This window comes from Allokutzneria sp. NRRL B-24872, from assembly GCF_002155965.1.
GTDB lineage: Bacteria > Actinomycetota > Actinomycetes > Mycobacteriales > Pseudonocardiaceae > Allokutzneria.
Genome location: NZ_MUMH01000078.1, coordinates 13,068 through 29,377, shown reverse-complemented (window position 1 = coordinate 29,377; position 16,310 = coordinate 13,068). Strand labels below are relative to the sequence as shown.

The 16,310-nt window shown below is 69.9% G+C and carries 15 protein-coding genes; 7 read left to right on the top strand and 8 right to left on the bottom strand.

What is annotated here, in order from left to right; genetic code table 11:
• The first annotated feature begins 65 nt into the window (after positions 1–65).
• A complete protein-coding gene (locus CCN37_RS20960) occupies positions 66–842 on the top strand; it encodes a CPBP family intramembrane glutamic endopeptidase (protein ID WP_086823734.1) in 777 nt (258 codons plus the stop codon).
• Positions 843–853: 11 nt separating this feature from the next.
• On the opposite strand, the gene CCN37_RS20955 is transcribed toward CCN37_RS20960, so the two are convergent.
• The 4 genes from CCN37_RS20955 to CCN37_RS20940 form a co-directional block, all read right to left on the bottom strand.
• A complete protein-coding gene (locus CCN37_RS20955) occupies positions 854–1,222 on the bottom strand; it encodes a YciI family protein (protein WP_086823732.1) in 369 nt (122 codons plus the stop codon).
• 122 nt (positions 1,223–1,344) lie between these two features.
• Positions 1,345–4,074 carry a LuxR C-terminal-related transcriptional regulator gene (locus CCN37_RS20950; RefSeq protein ID WP_086823730.1) on the bottom strand — a complete coding sequence of 910 codons (2,730 nt, stop codon included), beginning with the start codon at positions 4,072–4,074 and terminating at the stop codon, positions 1,345–1,347.
• A gap of 132 nt (positions 4,075–4,206) precedes the next feature.
• Positions 4,207–6,384: a TerD family protein gene (locus CCN37_RS20945; RefSeq protein ID WP_086823728.1), complete on the bottom strand. Its 2,178-nt coding sequence runs from the start codon at positions 6,382–6,384 to the stop codon at positions 4,207–4,209.
• 100 nt (positions 6,385–6,484) lie between these two features.
• Positions 6,485–7,219, bottom strand: a complete 735-nt coding sequence (locus CCN37_RS20940) for a hypothetical protein (protein WP_143261715.1) — start codon at positions 7,217–7,219, stop codon at positions 6,485–6,487.
• Between the two features lie 402 nt (positions 7,220–7,621).
• Between CCN37_RS20940 and CCN37_RS20935 the strand changes: the two genes are divergently transcribed.
• Both CCN37_RS20935 and CCN37_RS20930 read left to right on the top strand, forming a co-directional pair.
• Positions 7,622–8,677, top strand: a complete 1,056-nt coding sequence (locus tag CCN37_RS20935) for a low specificity L-threonine aldolase (protein ID WP_210408132.1) — start codon at positions 7,622–7,624, stop codon at positions 8,675–8,677.
• Entirely contained in the window at positions 8,670–9,458 is a 789-nt protein-coding gene (locus CCN37_RS20930; protein ID WP_246843207.1) for a TSUP family transporter, read from the top strand. Before CCN37_RS20935 ends, CCN37_RS20930 begins: the two co-directional genes overlap by 8 nt.
• Here the strand turns inward: CCN37_RS20930 and CCN37_RS20925 are convergent, their stop codons facing one another.
• Positions 9,459–10,904, bottom strand: a complete 1,446-nt coding sequence (locus tag CCN37_RS20925; RefSeq protein ID WP_168200768.1) for an immunity 49 family protein — start codon at positions 10,902–10,904, stop codon at positions 9,459–9,461.
• Positions 10,905–11,354: 450 nt separating this feature from the next.
• Between CCN37_RS20925 and CCN37_RS20920 the strand changes: the two genes are divergently transcribed.
• A complete protein-coding gene (locus CCN37_RS20920) occupies positions 11,355–11,645 on the top strand; it encodes a hypothetical protein (RefSeq protein ID WP_086823722.1) in 291 nt (96 codons plus the stop codon).
• 19 nt (positions 11,646–11,664) lie between these two features.
• Positions 11,665–12,177, top strand: a complete 513-nt coding sequence (locus CCN37_RS20915) for a DUF4240 domain-containing protein (protein ID WP_086823720.1) — start codon at positions 11,665–11,667, stop codon at positions 12,175–12,177.
• A 1-nt stretch (position 12,178) separates the two neighbouring features.
• Here CCN37_RS20915 and CCN37_RS20910 read toward each other — a convergent pair whose 3' ends face one another.
• Both CCN37_RS20910 and CCN37_RS20905 read right to left on the bottom strand, forming a co-directional pair.
• On the bottom strand, positions 12,179–12,550 hold the full coding sequence (locus CCN37_RS20910) for a hypothetical protein (RefSeq protein WP_143261713.1): 372 nt from the start codon (positions 12,548–12,550) through the stop codon (positions 12,179–12,181).
• Positions 12,551–12,670: 120 nt separating this feature from the next.
• Entirely contained in the window at positions 12,671–14,200 is a 1,530-nt protein-coding gene (locus tag CCN37_RS20905; RefSeq protein ID WP_086823808.1) for an MFS transporter, read from the bottom strand.
• A gap of 164 nt (positions 14,201–14,364) precedes the next feature.
• Here CCN37_RS20905 and CCN37_RS20900 point away from each other — a divergent pair, with 164 nt between their 5' ends.
• Together CCN37_RS20900 and CCN37_RS20895 are read left to right on the top strand one after the other, a co-directional pair.
• Positions 14,365–14,919 (top strand): TIGR03086 family metal-binding protein, encoded by a 555-nt coding sequence (locus tag CCN37_RS20900; protein ID WP_086823716.1) that lies wholly within the window; start codon positions 14,365–14,367, stop codon positions 14,917–14,919.
• Positions 14,916–15,605: a DNA alkylation repair protein gene (locus CCN37_RS20895; protein WP_086823714.1), complete on the top strand. Its 690-nt coding sequence runs from the start codon at positions 14,916–14,918 to the stop codon at positions 15,603–15,605. Before CCN37_RS20900 ends, CCN37_RS20895 begins: the two co-directional genes overlap by 4 nt.
• On the opposite strand, the gene CCN37_RS20890 is transcribed toward CCN37_RS20895, so the two are convergent.
• On the bottom strand, positions 15,592–16,308 hold the full coding sequence (locus CCN37_RS20890; RefSeq protein ID WP_086823712.1) for a hypothetical protein: 717 nt from the start codon (positions 16,306–16,308) through the stop codon (positions 15,592–15,594). The two genes, CCN37_RS20895 and CCN37_RS20890, sit on opposite strands and share 14 nt — an antisense overlap.
• Positions 16,309–16,310: the final 2 nt, after the last annotated feature.

Genomic DNA, 16,310 nt, shown 5'->3' with positions numbered 1-16,310 from the left:
GTCATGGATGGCCCGTGCCCTCGGGTCGATGTGCCGGTGGAACGCGCCGCCCTACCGTCACCGCCATGATCGACGAGCACCGCGCACGCCTGCCGTGGGGAGTGCGCATCTTCTTGCCACTCATGGGTTTCCTCGCCGCCGTCATGGTCGTGGTGCCATCGGCCGCGCAGCTGTTCGCGGCGATCGGGCTACCGAAGCAGGCGGTCGGCTACGCCAGCCTGCTGGTCATGTCCGGCGCCGCCGTGCTGATCGCCTACTGCCTCCAGCGCTTCGTCGACCGCCGCCCCTGGGCCGCTCTCGACATCACCCTCAACCGCGCCATCGGGCCCTTGCTGCTCGGCGTCCTCATCTCCGCCGCCGTGATGACGTGTGCGAATGCCGTCTACGTCGTGATGGGCGCCGCCGAGTGGCGAACCGGCTTCCGTCCTGACGGCTTGTTCCTGGCGCTGTTGGCGGCGATGCTCGGCCAAGCCCTCCCCGAGGAAGTGCTCTTCCGCGGTTACCTGTTCGCCACCGTCCTCCGCGAACGCCCGATGGCGACCGCGGTCGTGACCTCCGCGCTGGTGTTCGGCTCGTTCCACATCTTCTCTTCGGGCGGCACGACGTCGTTCGGGCAGCAGGTGCTGTACACGCTGATGGCCTGCTGCCTCGGCTTCGCGCTCGCCGCCTGCCGTGCGGCCAGCGGAACGATCTGGCTCGCGGTCGGATTCCACACCGGTCACAACACCGTCGGTGGCGCGTTCACCGACACCAACCCGGGGCTGTACTCGCTGGAGATCGTGTTGCACGGTGTGGTCCTGCTCCTGGCCGGAGCCTGCGCGCTGTGGTGGTCGCGTCGCTGATGACGCGCTGTTCAGCCCTGCGGTGCTTCCTGGAGCGCACGGACCTCGACCCGGCTCCGGAGCGCGCGCGAAGCCTGCTTGGTCCATTCGATCGCGACGTCGTCGTTCTCCGCCTCGATGATCCAGAAGCCGCCCAGGTACTCCTTGGCCTCGGCGAACGGGCCAGGCGTGAGGACGGGGCTGTCACCGGTGTAGTCCACGGTGGTCGCGGTCGACGGCGGCTGAAGGCCTCCGGCGGTCACGAACGCGCCCGCCTCCTGGACAGCGGTGTTGAACGCACCGACCGCGGCCATGATCTCGTGCAGCTCGGCCGGGTCCATGCTCTCCATCGTCGGCTCCTCGGCGGAGTCGTGCGGGAGGCTCAGGAAGTACTTCGTCATTGTCGTCTCCTCGTCCTTCGGCCGATGGCCGCTGTGCTGATGACCGAAACGCTAGGCGGGGCTCGTGGCTGACGTATCAGTCATCGTGACTGGTGTCCGCCGAAGCCGATGACCGGCATCGGTCACTGGACGAGGTGGGCCAGCTCGGCGCGGGCGGTGACGCCGAGCTTCGGGTACGCCTTGTAGAGGTGGTGGCCGACGGTCCGCGGGCTGAGGAAGAGCTGCGCGGCGATCTCCTTGTTGGTGCGACCGTCCGCGGCCAGCCGTACGACCTGCAACTCCTGCGGGGTCAACAGGGTGAGCGGGCCGCTGCGCTGAGGCTCGTCGCTCCGCTCGCCGAAGGCGGCCAGCTCGCCGCGCGCACGCTCAGCCCAGAGCTGCGCGCCGAGGTGTTCGAACGCGGAGACCGCCGCGGCGAGATGGCCTCGGGCTTCGGCACGGCGACGACGGCGCCGCAGCCACTCGCCGTAGACCAGCTGAGTACGAGCGCGTTCGTAGGGGCCGCCGTGCTGCTCGTGGAGCCGCAGCGCCTCGACGTACAGAGCGTCAGCATCGGCGTCCTCGGCAAGCAGAGCCTGGCACCGCAGGACGAGCCCAGTGGCGACCGGGCGGTCGACGTGCTCAGCCCAGTGCCGGAACTCCGCCAGAGGCTCGTGGGCGCGATCGGGCATACCGCCGCGCACAGCTGCTTCCACCAGATCCGGCACCGACCGCACCAACAGGTCGCGGCTCGCGGGCCCCTGGGCCACCTGCTCAAGCCGGTCGAGCGCGTCCCCGAACCGCCGCGCGGAAAGGTCGAGCATCCCGAGCCCCCAAGCCGCGATCTCGGCGTTGACCCGGTGCCGGGATCGGGCTCGCAGAAGCACTTCCTCGGCGAGGGCCCGGCAGCGTGCTTCATCGCCCGACACGGCGTGCAACCACACCTCGACCGACCGGTGGGCCAGGCTCTCGGTCGTGTTCCCGAACTCGTCGCTGACGGAAACGCCTTCCGCCACGCACGCGCGCGCGTCGGCGAACTCGCCGCGCAGCAGCCGTGCCACCGCGAGCACGTTCAGGGTGTACGGCACCCACCCCAACGCCCCGCTGGCCCGCACAGCGGCCAGCATGTCCTCGGTCTCGGCGATGACGTCGTCCTCGTCAGCGATCATGAGCCCGCCGAACCCGGCGGTGATCCGATGCATCAGGTCGTGCCCGTCGCCGCCGCGCGCGGCGGTGTGGAGATCGCGCATCGGGCCAACGGCCAGTTCCGGACGTCCGGCGAAGATCTCCGCCCAGCCGAGAAGGGCTGCGACGACAGGCACCCAGTGCTTCGGCGGGGTGAACTCGCGCATCAGTTCCGCTGCGCGCTGCACGAGGTCGTGCGCCGCACCGTGCCGAGCGGCGTGCACGGCCTCGTAGAGCGTGAGCGCGGCGCGCTCCGGATCGGTGTCGCGCACCAACGCGGCGGCTTCGAGCGTCAATTCCGCGTCGGCGCGCGGCGAAGTGCGTTCGTACTCCACGGCGCCACGGGTGTAGATGGCATCGGCCCGGACGCCGATGTCGGTGGTGAGCGCGAGCGCTTCGGCCGCCAGCCGAGCAGCTCGGTCGGCCTTGCCCGCGTCGAACGCGGCCTGGCTGGCCTGGACGATGCGCCGGGCCTTCAGCTCCCGATCTGCGCTGAGTCGACCGGCGCGCTCGTAGGCAGCGCACACCGCCATCGCGCCGCCTCGGTGCCAGGCCCGCTCCGCGACGCCTTCGAGTTCGGCGGCCACCACCTCGTCGGGTTTGGTGGTCGCGGCGGCGAGGTGCCAGGCCCGGCGGTCGGCATCGGCGTCCGCGCGCAGCGCCTCGGCGTACGCGCGGTGCACCTCGATCCGCCGGTGCAGCGGCGCGTCCTGGTAGGCGGCTGCGCGGACCAAGGGGTGGCGGAACGTGACTCGGCTGTCGATCCGGACCAGCCGGTCGCGTTCGGCGGGCGCCAGGTCATTGGCAGCGCCACCAAGGGATTCGATGACGTGCAGGATCGTCGCGACGGGCGCCGTCGTGTCGGCCGCCGCGACCAGCAGCGCGCGTTGGGCGGGGTCGGGAAGCTCCACGATCTGGTGGCGGAACGCCTCCTGCACGCGGCGGGTCACCGGGAGCGGGCCGACCTGCTCGGCCGGGTCGGACTCGTCGACGTCGCGGGCCGCGAGCCGCGCCGACCCGAGTTCGATGATCGCGAGGGGATTGCCGCCGGACTCCGCGAGCACCCTGCTCCGCAGTCGCTCGGCGAGTTCCGGGGCGTGGTCGGCGAGCAGCCGGGCGGCGTCGGGCGCGACGAGGCCGGGCAGGTCCAGGACCTCCACGCCCGCGATCACCGACGGCGCCGACGTGTCGCGGACCGCGAACAGCACCGCGATCGGGTCGGCCACGAAGCGGCGGGCCGCGAACAGCAGCGCCTCCACGGAGCCCTGGTCGAGCCATTGCAGGTCATCGACCACGCACAGCAGCGGGCGGTCCTCAGCGAGATCGGCGAGCAGCGACAGGGTTCCGGCGGAGATCAGGAACCGGTTGGCGTCGTCTCCTTCGGCCAGGCCGAAAGCGCACCGCAGCGCGGTCGCCTGGGGCGTGGGAAGGGCGCCCAGCCGATCGAGGTGCGGGAACAGGAGTTGGTGCAGGCCCCCGTAAGCCAGCTCGGAGTCGGACTCGATCCCGGCACCGCGGATCACCCGCATGCCTTCGGCTTCGGCGATCGACACCGCGTGGTCGAGCAGGACCGACTTCCCGATGCCCGCCGCGCAGCGCAGCGCCAGCACGCCGCTGCGCGCGCCGCGCGCACTCGTCAGCATGCGGTGAATCCGCGCTGACTCAGCATCCCTTCCCACCAGCGACATGCGGTCACCCTAGATGGGCGTTGCCCGCGCTGAGTCCGGAACGGTGAAGCGAGGAAAGCGAAGGTACTAGTAGCCATCGAAAGGGGAGAAGGAAGTCCCTTCATAGCCTCGCGTCACAAGCCTAGCCAAGCGTCAGCGCGGGATCAATCGCGTTAGCCGGTCCAGGGTGATCACCGTCGACCCCGCCGGCAGTCCCTCGGGCTCGTGCACGCCCAGGAAGGTCACCGGCCCGTCCCAGTGGGAGTCCCAGGTCCACGTGGTGACCCGCCCTGCCTTGCGGCGCAGGAGTTCGACGAGATAGCGGACCGTCAGGTGGTCGCGCCGCGCCACGGCACGGGTGAGCGCGCTGGTGTTGACCTGGTGCCCCTCGACCTGGTTGAACCGGGGCGACCCGGACAGGTACAGGTGCAGCCAGGTCGCCGTCCAGCCGTCGTCGTCGTTGCGGCCGAAGAGGATCGGCAGCGCCACGCGCCCGGTGCCGCGCATCTCCGAACGGGTCCGCACCGTGCGCGCGTCGAACGGCGCGCCCTTCTGGCTGCGGTCGCGGGTCATCCACCCGAACATCGACTCCGCCACCTCGTCGAAACCCTCGCCGGAGTAGATGTCGACCTGTGGCACGACGTAGGCGGCGTCCACCGTGTCCAACGGGATGTCGATGAACTCGGTCGCACCGCCGGGCGCGCTGGTGATGTCGCCGGAGTACACCGCGCCGTTGCTGCGCAAGCGAGTCCACGAAACGTGCCCGACGTAACGGAACTCCTCGTCCAGCAGCAGCGCGGACAGGTCGAAGTCGGTGGCTTGACCGTTTTGGCGCCAGTAGGTGAAGAACCGCAGAACCTGTCCGTCCACGCGGGTGCGGGAACCGCGCGGCATGACAGCGAACCCGTCCTCACTTGCCTTGCCCGACAACGGCAACGCGACGTCAAGCACGGCGGGGTCGACCACCAGGTGTTCGTACTCCGGAAGCCGCGACGCGAGTTCGGCATCGATCATCGCGCAGGCGCGCTCGATGACCCCGTCCGGCAGCGGCGCGCGGCGGTCCGGCGTGGTCCAGGCGCGTCGGCTGCGGGTGATGAAAACCCGTGCGGTCTCAGGCGCAGTCCGGTTGCCCAGGTGTTCGCGGACCGAGCAGAGCACGCGCCCGGACACCGCGCCGAGCGCACCCGCCACCACCTCAAAGACTCGGTCGAGATCGCCGGGTTCGTTGGCGCAGCGCAGCAATCGGTCCAGCGACCGCATCAGGTGCCCGGGTGCGGTCGCGAGCACGGTCGCGGCGCCCAGGACATCGCCCTCGGCGAAGGCCGCTTCGGCGCGCCCGGCCAGCGATCGCACCCTCCGCTCGCCCCGCGCGACGGCGAAGACGTCCTGCGCGTGCGGGAACTGCTGGTGCTCGCCGGGGTGCAGGCGCTCCCCCAGTCGCTTGAACCTCTCCGCGTAGTGGGCGACATCGCTGAGCTTGCCCCAGTTGTCCGCGACGACCCGTTCCATGGCCGCGAGCAGCGACCTGCGCTCGGCTCGGGTGAAGCTGCGAAACCTCGTCGGCTCGACCAGCGTGGGGTCACCGCCGCTCGCCTGGCAGGCGACGCGCAGGACGTCCACGACGGTGTCGACCGCGACCAACGGGAGCCGGGCCGCCAACCGAACGGCGTTGACCACGGCCCGGTTCTCCCGCACCGGGATGTTCTCGGGCAGGACGCCGCCCGCGCAGTCCGCGGCGAGGGTGGCGAACAGGTCCAGGTCGGCTTCGCCCAAGGGTGTGACCGAGCTGGCGAGCTCGGTGAACAGCGCGTGCTTCTCGGCATCGAGGGTGCCGCCGAGGTGCAGGACGGTGAGGCGGTCCTTCACCGAGGGAATCAGCTCGTCGTGGGCCGCCAGCAGCTCGGCGTGGGTGTGCCGGTAGCGGCCGTAGCTGGGCAGGTCCAAGAGCCTGACCCAGCCCTCGCTGAGGAAGGCGAGCGCGTCCGAGCGCCGCGACGGTGCTCCGGTGCCCGACGTGATGAGCGCTTCGCGCAGGCAGCTCACCCAGAACTCCACCGTGTCCGGCACTCCGTCGGGGAAGTCGACGAAGTAGCTGTTGTGGCTCACGTGATCACCGACTAGCCCGCGCACGGCCTCGATCACGTTGAGCGCCAGGCTCTTCGCCGCTCGCGGCTTGAGACCGGACAGGTGCTCCAAGAGTTCCTGGGACGCCTTGAACCCGACCCGGGTGAGCACCGCGTCCATCTGTCGCGCGAGGGCGGAGCCGTTGCCGGACGCGGCGGTGCTGCGCGGGACTCGAAGGGTCTTGCGGATGATCGTCTGGGTGAGCACGGGCGTGTCCTGTCGTCGAACGAGGGTCGCAAGCCTGCCACCGCCGACGAACGAGCGGGAACGATTTTCCCGGCCGTGTCACCGGGACCAGGGACGCTCGTCAGGCGCGGAGCAGGCGGGTCGTCCGCCACGCCAGCGCACCGGCGGCGGCGACCAGCAGCGGCAGCCCCAGCAGCAGCACGAGCCCGCCGCCGATGTTCGCCCCGATCCCGCCCGCCGTCAGGACGCGGAAGAAGAAGCCGAGCACCGCGCCGAGCGCCAACGCGCTGAGGAACTGGCCCAGCCAGCGGCTGCGCGCCGATGTCGTGGCGGTGACCAGCAGCGTCCCTGAGGCCAGGGCGAGCGCCACACTGCCGACCAGCACGTCGATGGCCGGGGTCAGCGACACCACCGGCAGCGGCGGCACCAGGTAGTCCAGCCGCGCGCCCGGCGACACGTTCGCGCTCAGGTCCCCCACCAGCCACCAGGCCGCGAACGCGCCGGAGACCACCAGGTGCACCTGGGAGCGCAGCGGAGCCCCCGCCGGGTGCTGCTCGGCGCCGGTGTCAGGAGCGCGGAGCAGTCGTGAGGTCCGCACCGCGAGCACAGCGGCCACCACGCCGATCATCGGCAGCTCGACGCAGAGCACGAAGATCGCCCCGAGGTTCACCCCGATCCCGCCCGCGGTCACGATGCGCGCGGCGTGGCCGAGGTAGCCGCCGATCGCCAGCGTCACGAGCAGGAGCGAGTACCACCGGCGATCCAATTCCTGGAACCGCAGCACACCGAAAAGCACTGCGGCGATGAACAGCACGGCACCGAAACCGAGCACCGCATCCACGACAGGATTACTCATCAGAGGACTTACCAAATAATCCGGCCGCGTTCCCTCCGGAAGCCGCGACGACTTGTCACCGGTCAACGCCCAGCCTGCGAACAGCCCGGTGACCAGGAGGAAAACCTGGAGTCGCACGGGCGCCCCGAGCACACTCGCGAATCGGCTCTCATTCTTCATGGCGCACATGATGGGCACCGCGCGACGCGAATTGCAAATGTGCGACAAATAATGAGCAGAACTACTCAGTGATTCACCGTGAAGTCCCGGAGCTGAGGCTGCCCAGTGATCAAGTTTCAACCGAGACTGAACCGTCGTCCGGTCGCTTGTGAGGGCGAGAGGCCCCTGCCTAGGCTCGCGAAACGCCATTCGGCCATTCAGGCGTCGAGATGTCAGGACGGTTTCTTGTTCGAGTCTGCGCGAGTGGACCTGCGAAGCGACACGCTGAGCCAGTTGAGCCCCCAGATGCGCAAGGCCATGGCCGACGCCGAGGTGGGCGACGACGTCTGGGGCGGGGACCCGACGACGCGGCGGCTCGAACACCGGTGCGCCGAGCTGTTCGGGAAAGAGGCCGCGCTGTTCACCACGAGCGGCACGCTCAGCAACCAGCTGGCCCTGCGCGTGCACACCCGCCCCGGCGACGAGGTCATCACGGACACGAAGTACCACGTCAACTTCTACGAGAGCGCCGCGAGCGCCGGTCTCGCCGGAGTCGCACTGAACACAGTGGACAGTCCGGACGGTGTCCTCACCCCGGAGCTGGTGGAGTTCGCGTTGCGGCGCAAGGCCCGGAAGCCGCTGTACGCCGCGCCGAAGCTGGTGTGCACGGAGAACACCGTCAACTTCCACAGTGGACGGGTGGTCCCGCTCGGCAGCTTGCGCGCGTTGCGGCAGCACACCCTCGACGCCGCGCTGGCAATCCATCTCGACGGCGCGCGGTTGGCCAACGCCAGCGTCGCCTCAGGGGTGTCGCTGGCCGAGTTCGCGGACACCGCCGACACCGTCTCGATGTGTTTCGCGAAGGGGCTCGCGGCCCCGTTCGGCAGCGTTCTGGCCGGCCCGGCGGAACTCATCGAGAAGGCCACCGCCTACCGCTCGGCCTACGGCGGCGGCCTGCACCAGTCGGGGGTGATGGCGGCGGCGGCGCTGTACGGGCTCCAGCACAACGTCGAACGCCTTGCCGAAGATCACCACAACGCGCGGCTGCTGGGCGAACTGCTCGGGCAGCACCCGGCGTTCGGCGTCGAGCTCGGCGCGGTGCGGACGAACGTCCTCGTGGTGGACGTGTCCGGGACCGGTCTGCCCGCCAGCGAGTTCGTGCGCGTTGCCGCCGATGAGGGAGTGCTCCTGGCGGTGCGGACCCCGACCAGCGTCCGGGCGATGACCCGGCTGGGCATCGACGAGGCGGCGATCCGCACGGCGGCGCAGCGGCTGCTCGCGGTGGCGGAGCGGGCGAAGGGGCCCGTAGCCGTTGCCTGAACTGGCTGGCCTGGACTTCGGCGGCGTCTCGTGGGTCGGCGTGCTCTTCCTGTGCGCGGCGGCGCTGCTGGCGGGCGCCGTCGACGCGATCGTCGGGGGCGGGGGCCTGCTCCAGCTGCCCGCGCTGCTCGTGGTCATGCCGGGCGGCCACGTGATCCACTCCATCGCCACCAGCAAGGTCGTCGGCACGATCGGTGCGGCTGCGACCGGCTTCACCTACTCGCGGAAGACGCCGATGGACTGGGGCACCGTGGCGCGCATGTCGTCGGCGGGCTTCCTCGCGGCGATGGCCGGTGCGGCCTGCGCGTCAGCGCTTCCCGCCGCCGCGCTCAACGTCGTGGTGCTGGTCGCGCTCCTGCTCGTCGTGGTGCACACCGTGCGCAACCCCGACCTGGGAATGGCCGAGCGGACGCACGGCACGCGCACGGTGGTGGCGGTGCTCGGCGGTGCGGCCATCGGGTTCTGGAACGGGCTGGGCGCGCCGGGAACCGGCTCGTTCCTGGTCTTCCTCCTGGTGGGCCTCGCCGGTCACTCGTTCCTCAGCGCCTCGGCGATCGCCAAGGTCGTGAACGTCGCCACCAGCCTGGGCGCGCTGCTCTTCTTCATCCCGGCGGGCACCGTGCTCTGGGGGCTCGGCATCGCCATGGCGGTCTGCAACGTCGTCGGCGGCGTGGTGGGCACCCTGATCGCGGTGCGCCGGGGTGCCACCTTCATCCGCCGGGTGTTCCTCGCGGTGGCGATCGCGCTGATCGCCACCGTCGGCGTCAAGCTGCTCGGGTGATCACCTCGGCGCTCCTTCACCGATCCGGCCGCCGTTGAGCAGCGTCAGCGGCAGATACGAGGAGCGCACGGTGACGCGGAGCCAGCCCGAGTCCACTGCTCGGTTGGCCAGCGCGAGCGGCGCGAGCGCGAAGAAACCCTCCGGTTCCTTCGCCAGCTCATCGGTCCGCGTCCAGTACCGCCGGTGCCGCTCCAGCGCCCGCGCCAGCGAGTCGGTGAACCCGGTCTGGTCGTCCTCGGAGATCTGGTAGAAGAGCTCGGCGGTCGGGTAGAGCAGGTCGTCGTCCTGCGGCACGGCTTCCAGCGAGCTCTTGGACATGCTGTAGCCGCCGTACCAGTACCCGTACAGCACCTTGACCCACTCGTGCACGGCCTCGTCGTGGTCCGTGCCGGTGCTGCGCCGCAGCTCCTCCGGCACCCGCAAGAGGTCGTTCACGCGGTTGCGGTCGCGGCAGATCATGCTGAGGTACATGGCTTTGAGCCACGTGTCCGCGTTCGTGTGCGGCGTTGCACCGGTCGCCGGGAGCAGGACCGCGTCGTCCCGCAGGCGCACCGACGTCTCCCCGGGCCTCATCGCCCGCACGAAGATGCCGTAGTAGGCCTGCATGGCCAGCGTGAGGCTGTCCCAGGTGTGAATCCAGGCCCCGTGCTCATCGTTGATGAGGTGGTATCCCGTCTCCTGCAACGCTTTCGGCCCGATCACGTGGAGCTGGCCCGGGTCCCGCTCGATCAGTTCGTTCAGCTCCGCGGTCAGCGCGTCGCCTTCGCGGTCGGCCACGCCCGCGTCGGCCTCGTGCCGGTCGACGATGCGCCACGTCCGCTTCACGGCCGCCAGCGACGGCACCGGATTCTCGTTGCGCCACTTGCGTTCGACGATGTCCTTCGGCAGGAGGCCGGAATCGATCCCGATCGGGAAGCCTTGATCGAACGCAGCGCAGGCCACCGCGAGCGGACCGAGCGCGAGGCCTCCCGTCGCGTCCTCCAACGCTCGCGTCAGCGCCTCGGCGAACAACTTCGGCTGGTTGCCGAGGAACCACGACAGGGCCTTGATCGTCGGATCTTCGGACTTCCTGCTGGCGGCCCGGCCCTCGCGCAGGTAGGACTGCATCGCGTCGACCTCGGCATTGCCCTTGATGTGGTTGTTCATCAAGGTTTCCAGCACGGTGGAATCGCGGCAGACCATGCCGAGGAAGCAGGTGGTGAGCCAGTTGTCGGCGTTCGCGATCTCCTTGGTCGACCCGGCCGCCAGGACGAGTTCGCGCCCGCCGACCTCCACCGTGACGTCGTCCGTCGCGATGGCCGCCGCGAAGATCGCGTAGCCCGCGCGCAGCGCCGTGGCAGCCACGTCCGCGTGGAGATTCAGCACCGCCGACGACGTCCGCAGCACCGCGTCCAACTGGAGCGGATCGCCTTCGACACTCTTCAGCAGGCCGTCGATCTGATCCATCTTTTCCTTCTGTTCCAACGGGTCTAGCGGCGACTGGTTGCCCATGTTCTCCTCGTCCCGGAATGCTGTGATCGCGGATTCTAATCGTCGATGTGGCAGAACGGGCGAGGTTCCCCGAACCGGGCGCGGCCGCACCCCGCTGATCGTCGGGCTGGTCGCGCTCGTGCTGGCCGTGGCAGGAGTGGCGACCACGCTCGTGCTCATGAACCAGGGTGGCAGCACCGGAGGACAGGCTACGACGAGCACACCGGCTCCTGCTGAAGACGGTGCCCGCCGTCGTGCCCGGTTGGCAGGGCGTGCGGTCGTTCGCGGAGCCCGCCGCCTACGACGCGCCCGCTGACTGGAAGCTTGAGCCAGCGGACCGCTCCAAGTTCCGGGGCAAGGTGGCGGTGCTCGGTGGAACGCTGTACGGGCTCCACTCCTGCGAAGGCCAGCCCAGCTACCACGGCTATGCCGGAGCGGGCAGACGCCTTCGCGAAGGAGACCGGCGGCACCGCGAGTGCGCCCCAGCGCAGCAGAACACAGGTGGCACAAGGAACTGCGGACGCCGCTGTCACCACGATCGACGTCGCCATTCCGGGCGGGAAGTGCATGCCGCCTTCGATGCGGATCACCGCCGTGGCCGCGTTCCTGAACGCCAACACCGCCAGCGTGCTGCTGATCGAGAGCGAGCAGCAGATCCCCAAGGACCTGTCGGAGAAGGTGATCTCCACCGCCCGTTCGGCGCTGACCACCCGCTGACCCTGGCACACTGTTCCCTGTGGACGTTCACCAGTTCTGGCAGCTGATCGACGACGTCAGGGAGCAGGTCGGCGACCCGGCGGACGCAGACGCGGTCGCCGCTGGCGCCAGCACCCTGATCGCGACCCTTCCTCGGGGCGAGATCGTTGCCGCCCAACAGGTTCTGTGGGACCTGATGGCCTTCTCCTACCGCGCTCCGCTGCTGGCCGCCGCGCGGCTGATTAACGGTGGGACCTCCGACGACGGCTTCGAGTACTTCCGCGGGTGGCTGATCACGCAGGGCTGCGAGGTGTTCGAGCGAGCCGTCGCCGACCCCGACACGTTGGCGGAGCTCCCCGTCGTCCGCGCTGCCGCGAACGACGGGGAGGAGTTGGAGTGCGAGGACGCGCTGGGCATCGCCGTGGAGGCTCACCTCGCGGTGACCGGAGAGGCGTTTCCCACTGGTGCCTTCACCATCCGCTACCCGGAGCTGGACCAGGATGCCTCGGAGGAGTACCCGCTGCCACGCTTGGCCGCGCTCTACGAGGACTGAATCAGGCCCAGACGGTGCAGTGGTAGCGGCCGCCGCCCACGTTCACGCAAGCGCGCCACGCTGTACCCGCGCGATGGAACGCGTCGGTCGTTCCGTTGCGCATACCGAGCGGGCCGTCCCACCCACTGCCATCCCGGCGGTACCGGTCGAGGTGGACGAGCCGGTTCAAGCTGTCCTTGCCCTGCATCTGGTTGCTGCCCGCGTAATGGTGGAGGCTGACGGTTCCACCACTACTGGGCTCGGCCGTGCACGTCCTGTTGCCGTAGTGGTCCGTCCAGCATCCCTCGGCGAACGCGGCGGGTGCGGCGACGACCATCCCGGAAACGGTTGCCAATCCGACAACTAAAGCGGAAACCTTCGTGCGCAAGGACATTGTCACTCCCCGAAGTTCGCAGGTCCTGTCGTGCCCGGACGGCGGGGACGTTACCCCCGCCGAACGGCACGTCGAGGACCTGCGACAACGGTTTCACCGCTACCTGAATCCGTTGCTTGATCAGCTGTTCTGCAGAACGGAGACCGGCTCGGCGACGCTCTCCCGACGGGGCTTGCGCAGCGCGATCATCCCCGCGACCGCGAAGACCACGACGAGCGCGGCGCCGATCCAGGCGACGGTGTGCAGCCCGGCGGTGAAGGCGTTCCCAGCGGTGGCAAGGACTTCCTCGGCCAGCGGAGCGGGGAGCGCGCTCGCCGCCTGGAGCGCTCCGGCCATGCTGTCGGTGGCGAGCGCGGCGGTCTCGGCGGGAACGCCTGCGGGGACGGAGATCTGGTCGCGGTAGACGGCGGTGCCGATGCTGCCGAAGACCGCGATGCCCATGGCGATCCCGAACTCGGCGCTGGTCTCCGACATCGCCGACGCGGCACCGGCCCGCTGCGGCGGAACGGAGCTGACGACCATCTCGGTGCACAGCACGCCCTGCGGCCCCATGCCGAAGCCCGCGATCGACATGCCCACCACGACGAACGCCACACCGCCGGGGCCGTCGGCCTGGGTGAAGAGCACCATGCCGCCCGCGGCGATCAGCATGCCGAAGCCCAGCACGAACTCCGGCCGCCAGCGCCGCGCCAGCCGGGGCGCGATCATCGAGCCGACCACGACCGCACCGGCCTGCGGCACCAACCAGAGCCCGGCCTCCGCAGCGGACAGCCCGGCGACCATCTGCAGGTATTGGCTCACCAGAAGGAAAACGCCGCCCATCGTGAGCGCGCCGACCAGCACGATGCTCGCCGCGGCGCTGAATGCCCGCACCCGGAACAGCCCCAGGTCCAGCATCGGGTCGGCCAGCGCGCGCTGACGGCGGACGAACACCACGCCGACCGCGACGCCCACGGCGAGCACGACCAGCGGCACCACGGACACGCCGGCCTTGGCGATCTCCTTGAGGGCGTAGACGAACGGCAGGATCGCGCCCAGCGACAGCACCACGCTGGCCAGGTCGAGCCGCCCGGCGGTGGTGTCGCGGTACTCCGGCAGCAGCTTCGGCGCGACGGCCAGCAGCAGCACCATCACCGGCACGGCCATCAGGAACACCGAGCCCCACTGGAAGTGCTCCAGCAGCACTCCGCCGACCACCGGGCCGATCACCATGCCGCCCATGAAGCAGCTCATCCACACCGCGATCGCGGTGCCGCGCTGCTTGGCGTCCTGGAACATGTTGCTGATCAACGCGAGCGTGGACGGCATCAGCGTCGCCCCGGCGATCCCGAGCACGGCCCGCGCCGCGATCAGCATCTCCGGACTGCTCGCCCACGCCGCCGCGATCGAGGCGAGCCCGAAGGCCGCGCCGCCGATCATGAGCAGCTTCCGCCGCCCCAGCCGGTCCCCCAGCGTGCCCATGGTGACCAGGAACCCGGCGATCATGAAGCCGTAGATGTCGATGATCCACAGCAGCTCGGTCCCGCTCGGCCGCAGATCGGCGGCCAGGTGCGGGACCGCCAGGTGCAGCACGCTCATGTCCAGCGACAGCAGCAGCGTCGGCAGCGCCAGCACTGCCAGCCCCCACCACTCACGTCGTCCTGCCCTCATCGTCAACTCCCACAGCTCGTCCGGCCCTGTCACAACTACGTCGAACCACGCTGGCCGGAATCGACATCGCGGGCGGAAAATCTTCCGCAACCACCGGGTTGACAACGGTCACACCCCCATCTACCTTGCTGTTCAACCCATCGGTTGAGGACAAGGGAGCCCAGATGACCAGCCCCGCCCAGCAGCACGCGCAGGACGCGGCGCGGTTCACCGACCTGGTCGAGTCCGCCTCCGCCGACGACTGGCAGCGCCCGAGCCCGGTCGCGGAGTGGGCGGCCGTCGACGTCGTGAAGCACCTCGTGGAGTGGTCGCGCGGCTTCCTGAAGGGCGCGGGGATCGACCTCCCGGCGCTGGACGTGGACGCCGACCCGGCCGCCGCGTGGAGGCAGCACGTCACCGACGTCCAGGCGATCCTCGACGAACCGGCGGGTCGGGTGCTGAGCAACCCGCACACCGGCGACCTGCCGGTGGACACGGCGATCGACCGGTTCTACACGGCGGACGTCTGGATGCACTCGTGGGACTTGGCCAAGGCACTGGGCCGCGAGCCGGAGCTGGGCGAGCAGCGCAGCGCCGCCGCGCTGGCCGGGATGGCGCCGATGGAGCAGGTGCTGCGCGACAGCGGTCAGTTCGGCGCCGCCATGCCGGTTGCCGAGGACGCTCCCGCGCAGGACCGGCTGATGGCCTTCATCGGCCGCGACCCCGCCTGGCGTCCGTGAACCTGACGGCGGAGTCCTTCCTCAGCACGCTGCGCGCGTTCCAGTCCGACGCCGAGCGCGCCAAGACCGACAGGCACTTCCGGGGCAGCGGCGGCGCGGTGATCGGCGTCCGGATGAAGACGCTCTTCGACACCGCCGCCCAGTTCGTCGACATGCCGCTGAGCGAGGTCGAGATGCTGCTGGACTCGCCGTACTACGAGGCGCGGATGGGCGCGGTCAGCGTCCTGGACTTCAAGGCGAGGCGCAAGCGGATCAGCGACGCCGAGCGCCGCGAGCTGTACGAGCTCTACCTGCGTCGGCACGACCGCATCGACAGCTGGGACCTGGTCGACCGCGCGGCGCCCAGGGTGATCGGCTGGTACCTGCTCGACAAGCCGCGCGACCCGCTCCACGCGCTGGCCCGCTCGTCGGACACCTGGGAGCGCAGAACCGCGATCACCGCGACGTTCTGGCTCATCCGGCAGGGCGAGGTCGACGACGCGCTCAGCATCGCCGAACTGCTGCTGGACGACGAGGAGGAGCTGATCCACAAGTCCGTCGGCACCGCGCTGCGCGAGGTCGGCAAGATCGACCAGGACCGGCTCGTCGCTTTCCTGCGCGGGCACTCGGTTCCCCGCGTCACGCTCCGCTACGCCACCGAGAAGCTGCCGGCGGCGGTGCGCGCCGACCTGCTCAAGCGGGCTTGAACTCCTCGATGAGCAGCCCTCGGTCGTCGTAGGTCTCGAACTCCGCGCGCCACGGCAACGCGGCGAGCACGGCGCGCAGCTCCGCGATCCGGGACAGCTCGGCCCGCCCGGCGAACCTGACGAACGGGTGGGTGTTCTTCGTGCTCAGCCGCGCCCAGTCGGTGGTGAGCGCGTACTCGGTGTCCGCGTTCATCTCGGTGGTCCAGCCGGCATCGCGGAACGCCTCGGCGACGCGGTGCGGGTTGGGCACCTCCGGCGTGTCCAGCACCAGGCCGAAGACGTTGGAGGCCTTGGACATCAGCTCCTTCAGCCACTCCGGGACGTGCTCCTCGGCGCGCGGGAAGCCGGAGAGGTCGCGGGAGAACTCGTCGTCGAGGATCGACTTGCTGGGCCGACGGTCGTAGTTGTAGCGCACGGAGTACTTGCCGTCCCCGGACAGCTCGAAGATCAAGCTGTACCAGGAACCCCGCTCGGGGTCGTACATTCCGCGCCGGAGTTCGCGCATCACCTGGTCGAGCCCGTAGGGGACCTGCATCCGGCGCATCTTCTCCGGGTCGCCCTTGTCGACCAGCAACTGGTAGCCGGAGGTGCCCGCGAGCACGAAGCCGTTCAGCTCGGCGAGCTCGAAGCTCGGCGGCATCACGGTCGTGAGCAGCCGGGCGATCTCGGCGAGAAGATCGTTCTGCTCGGTCGGCGACAGCATCA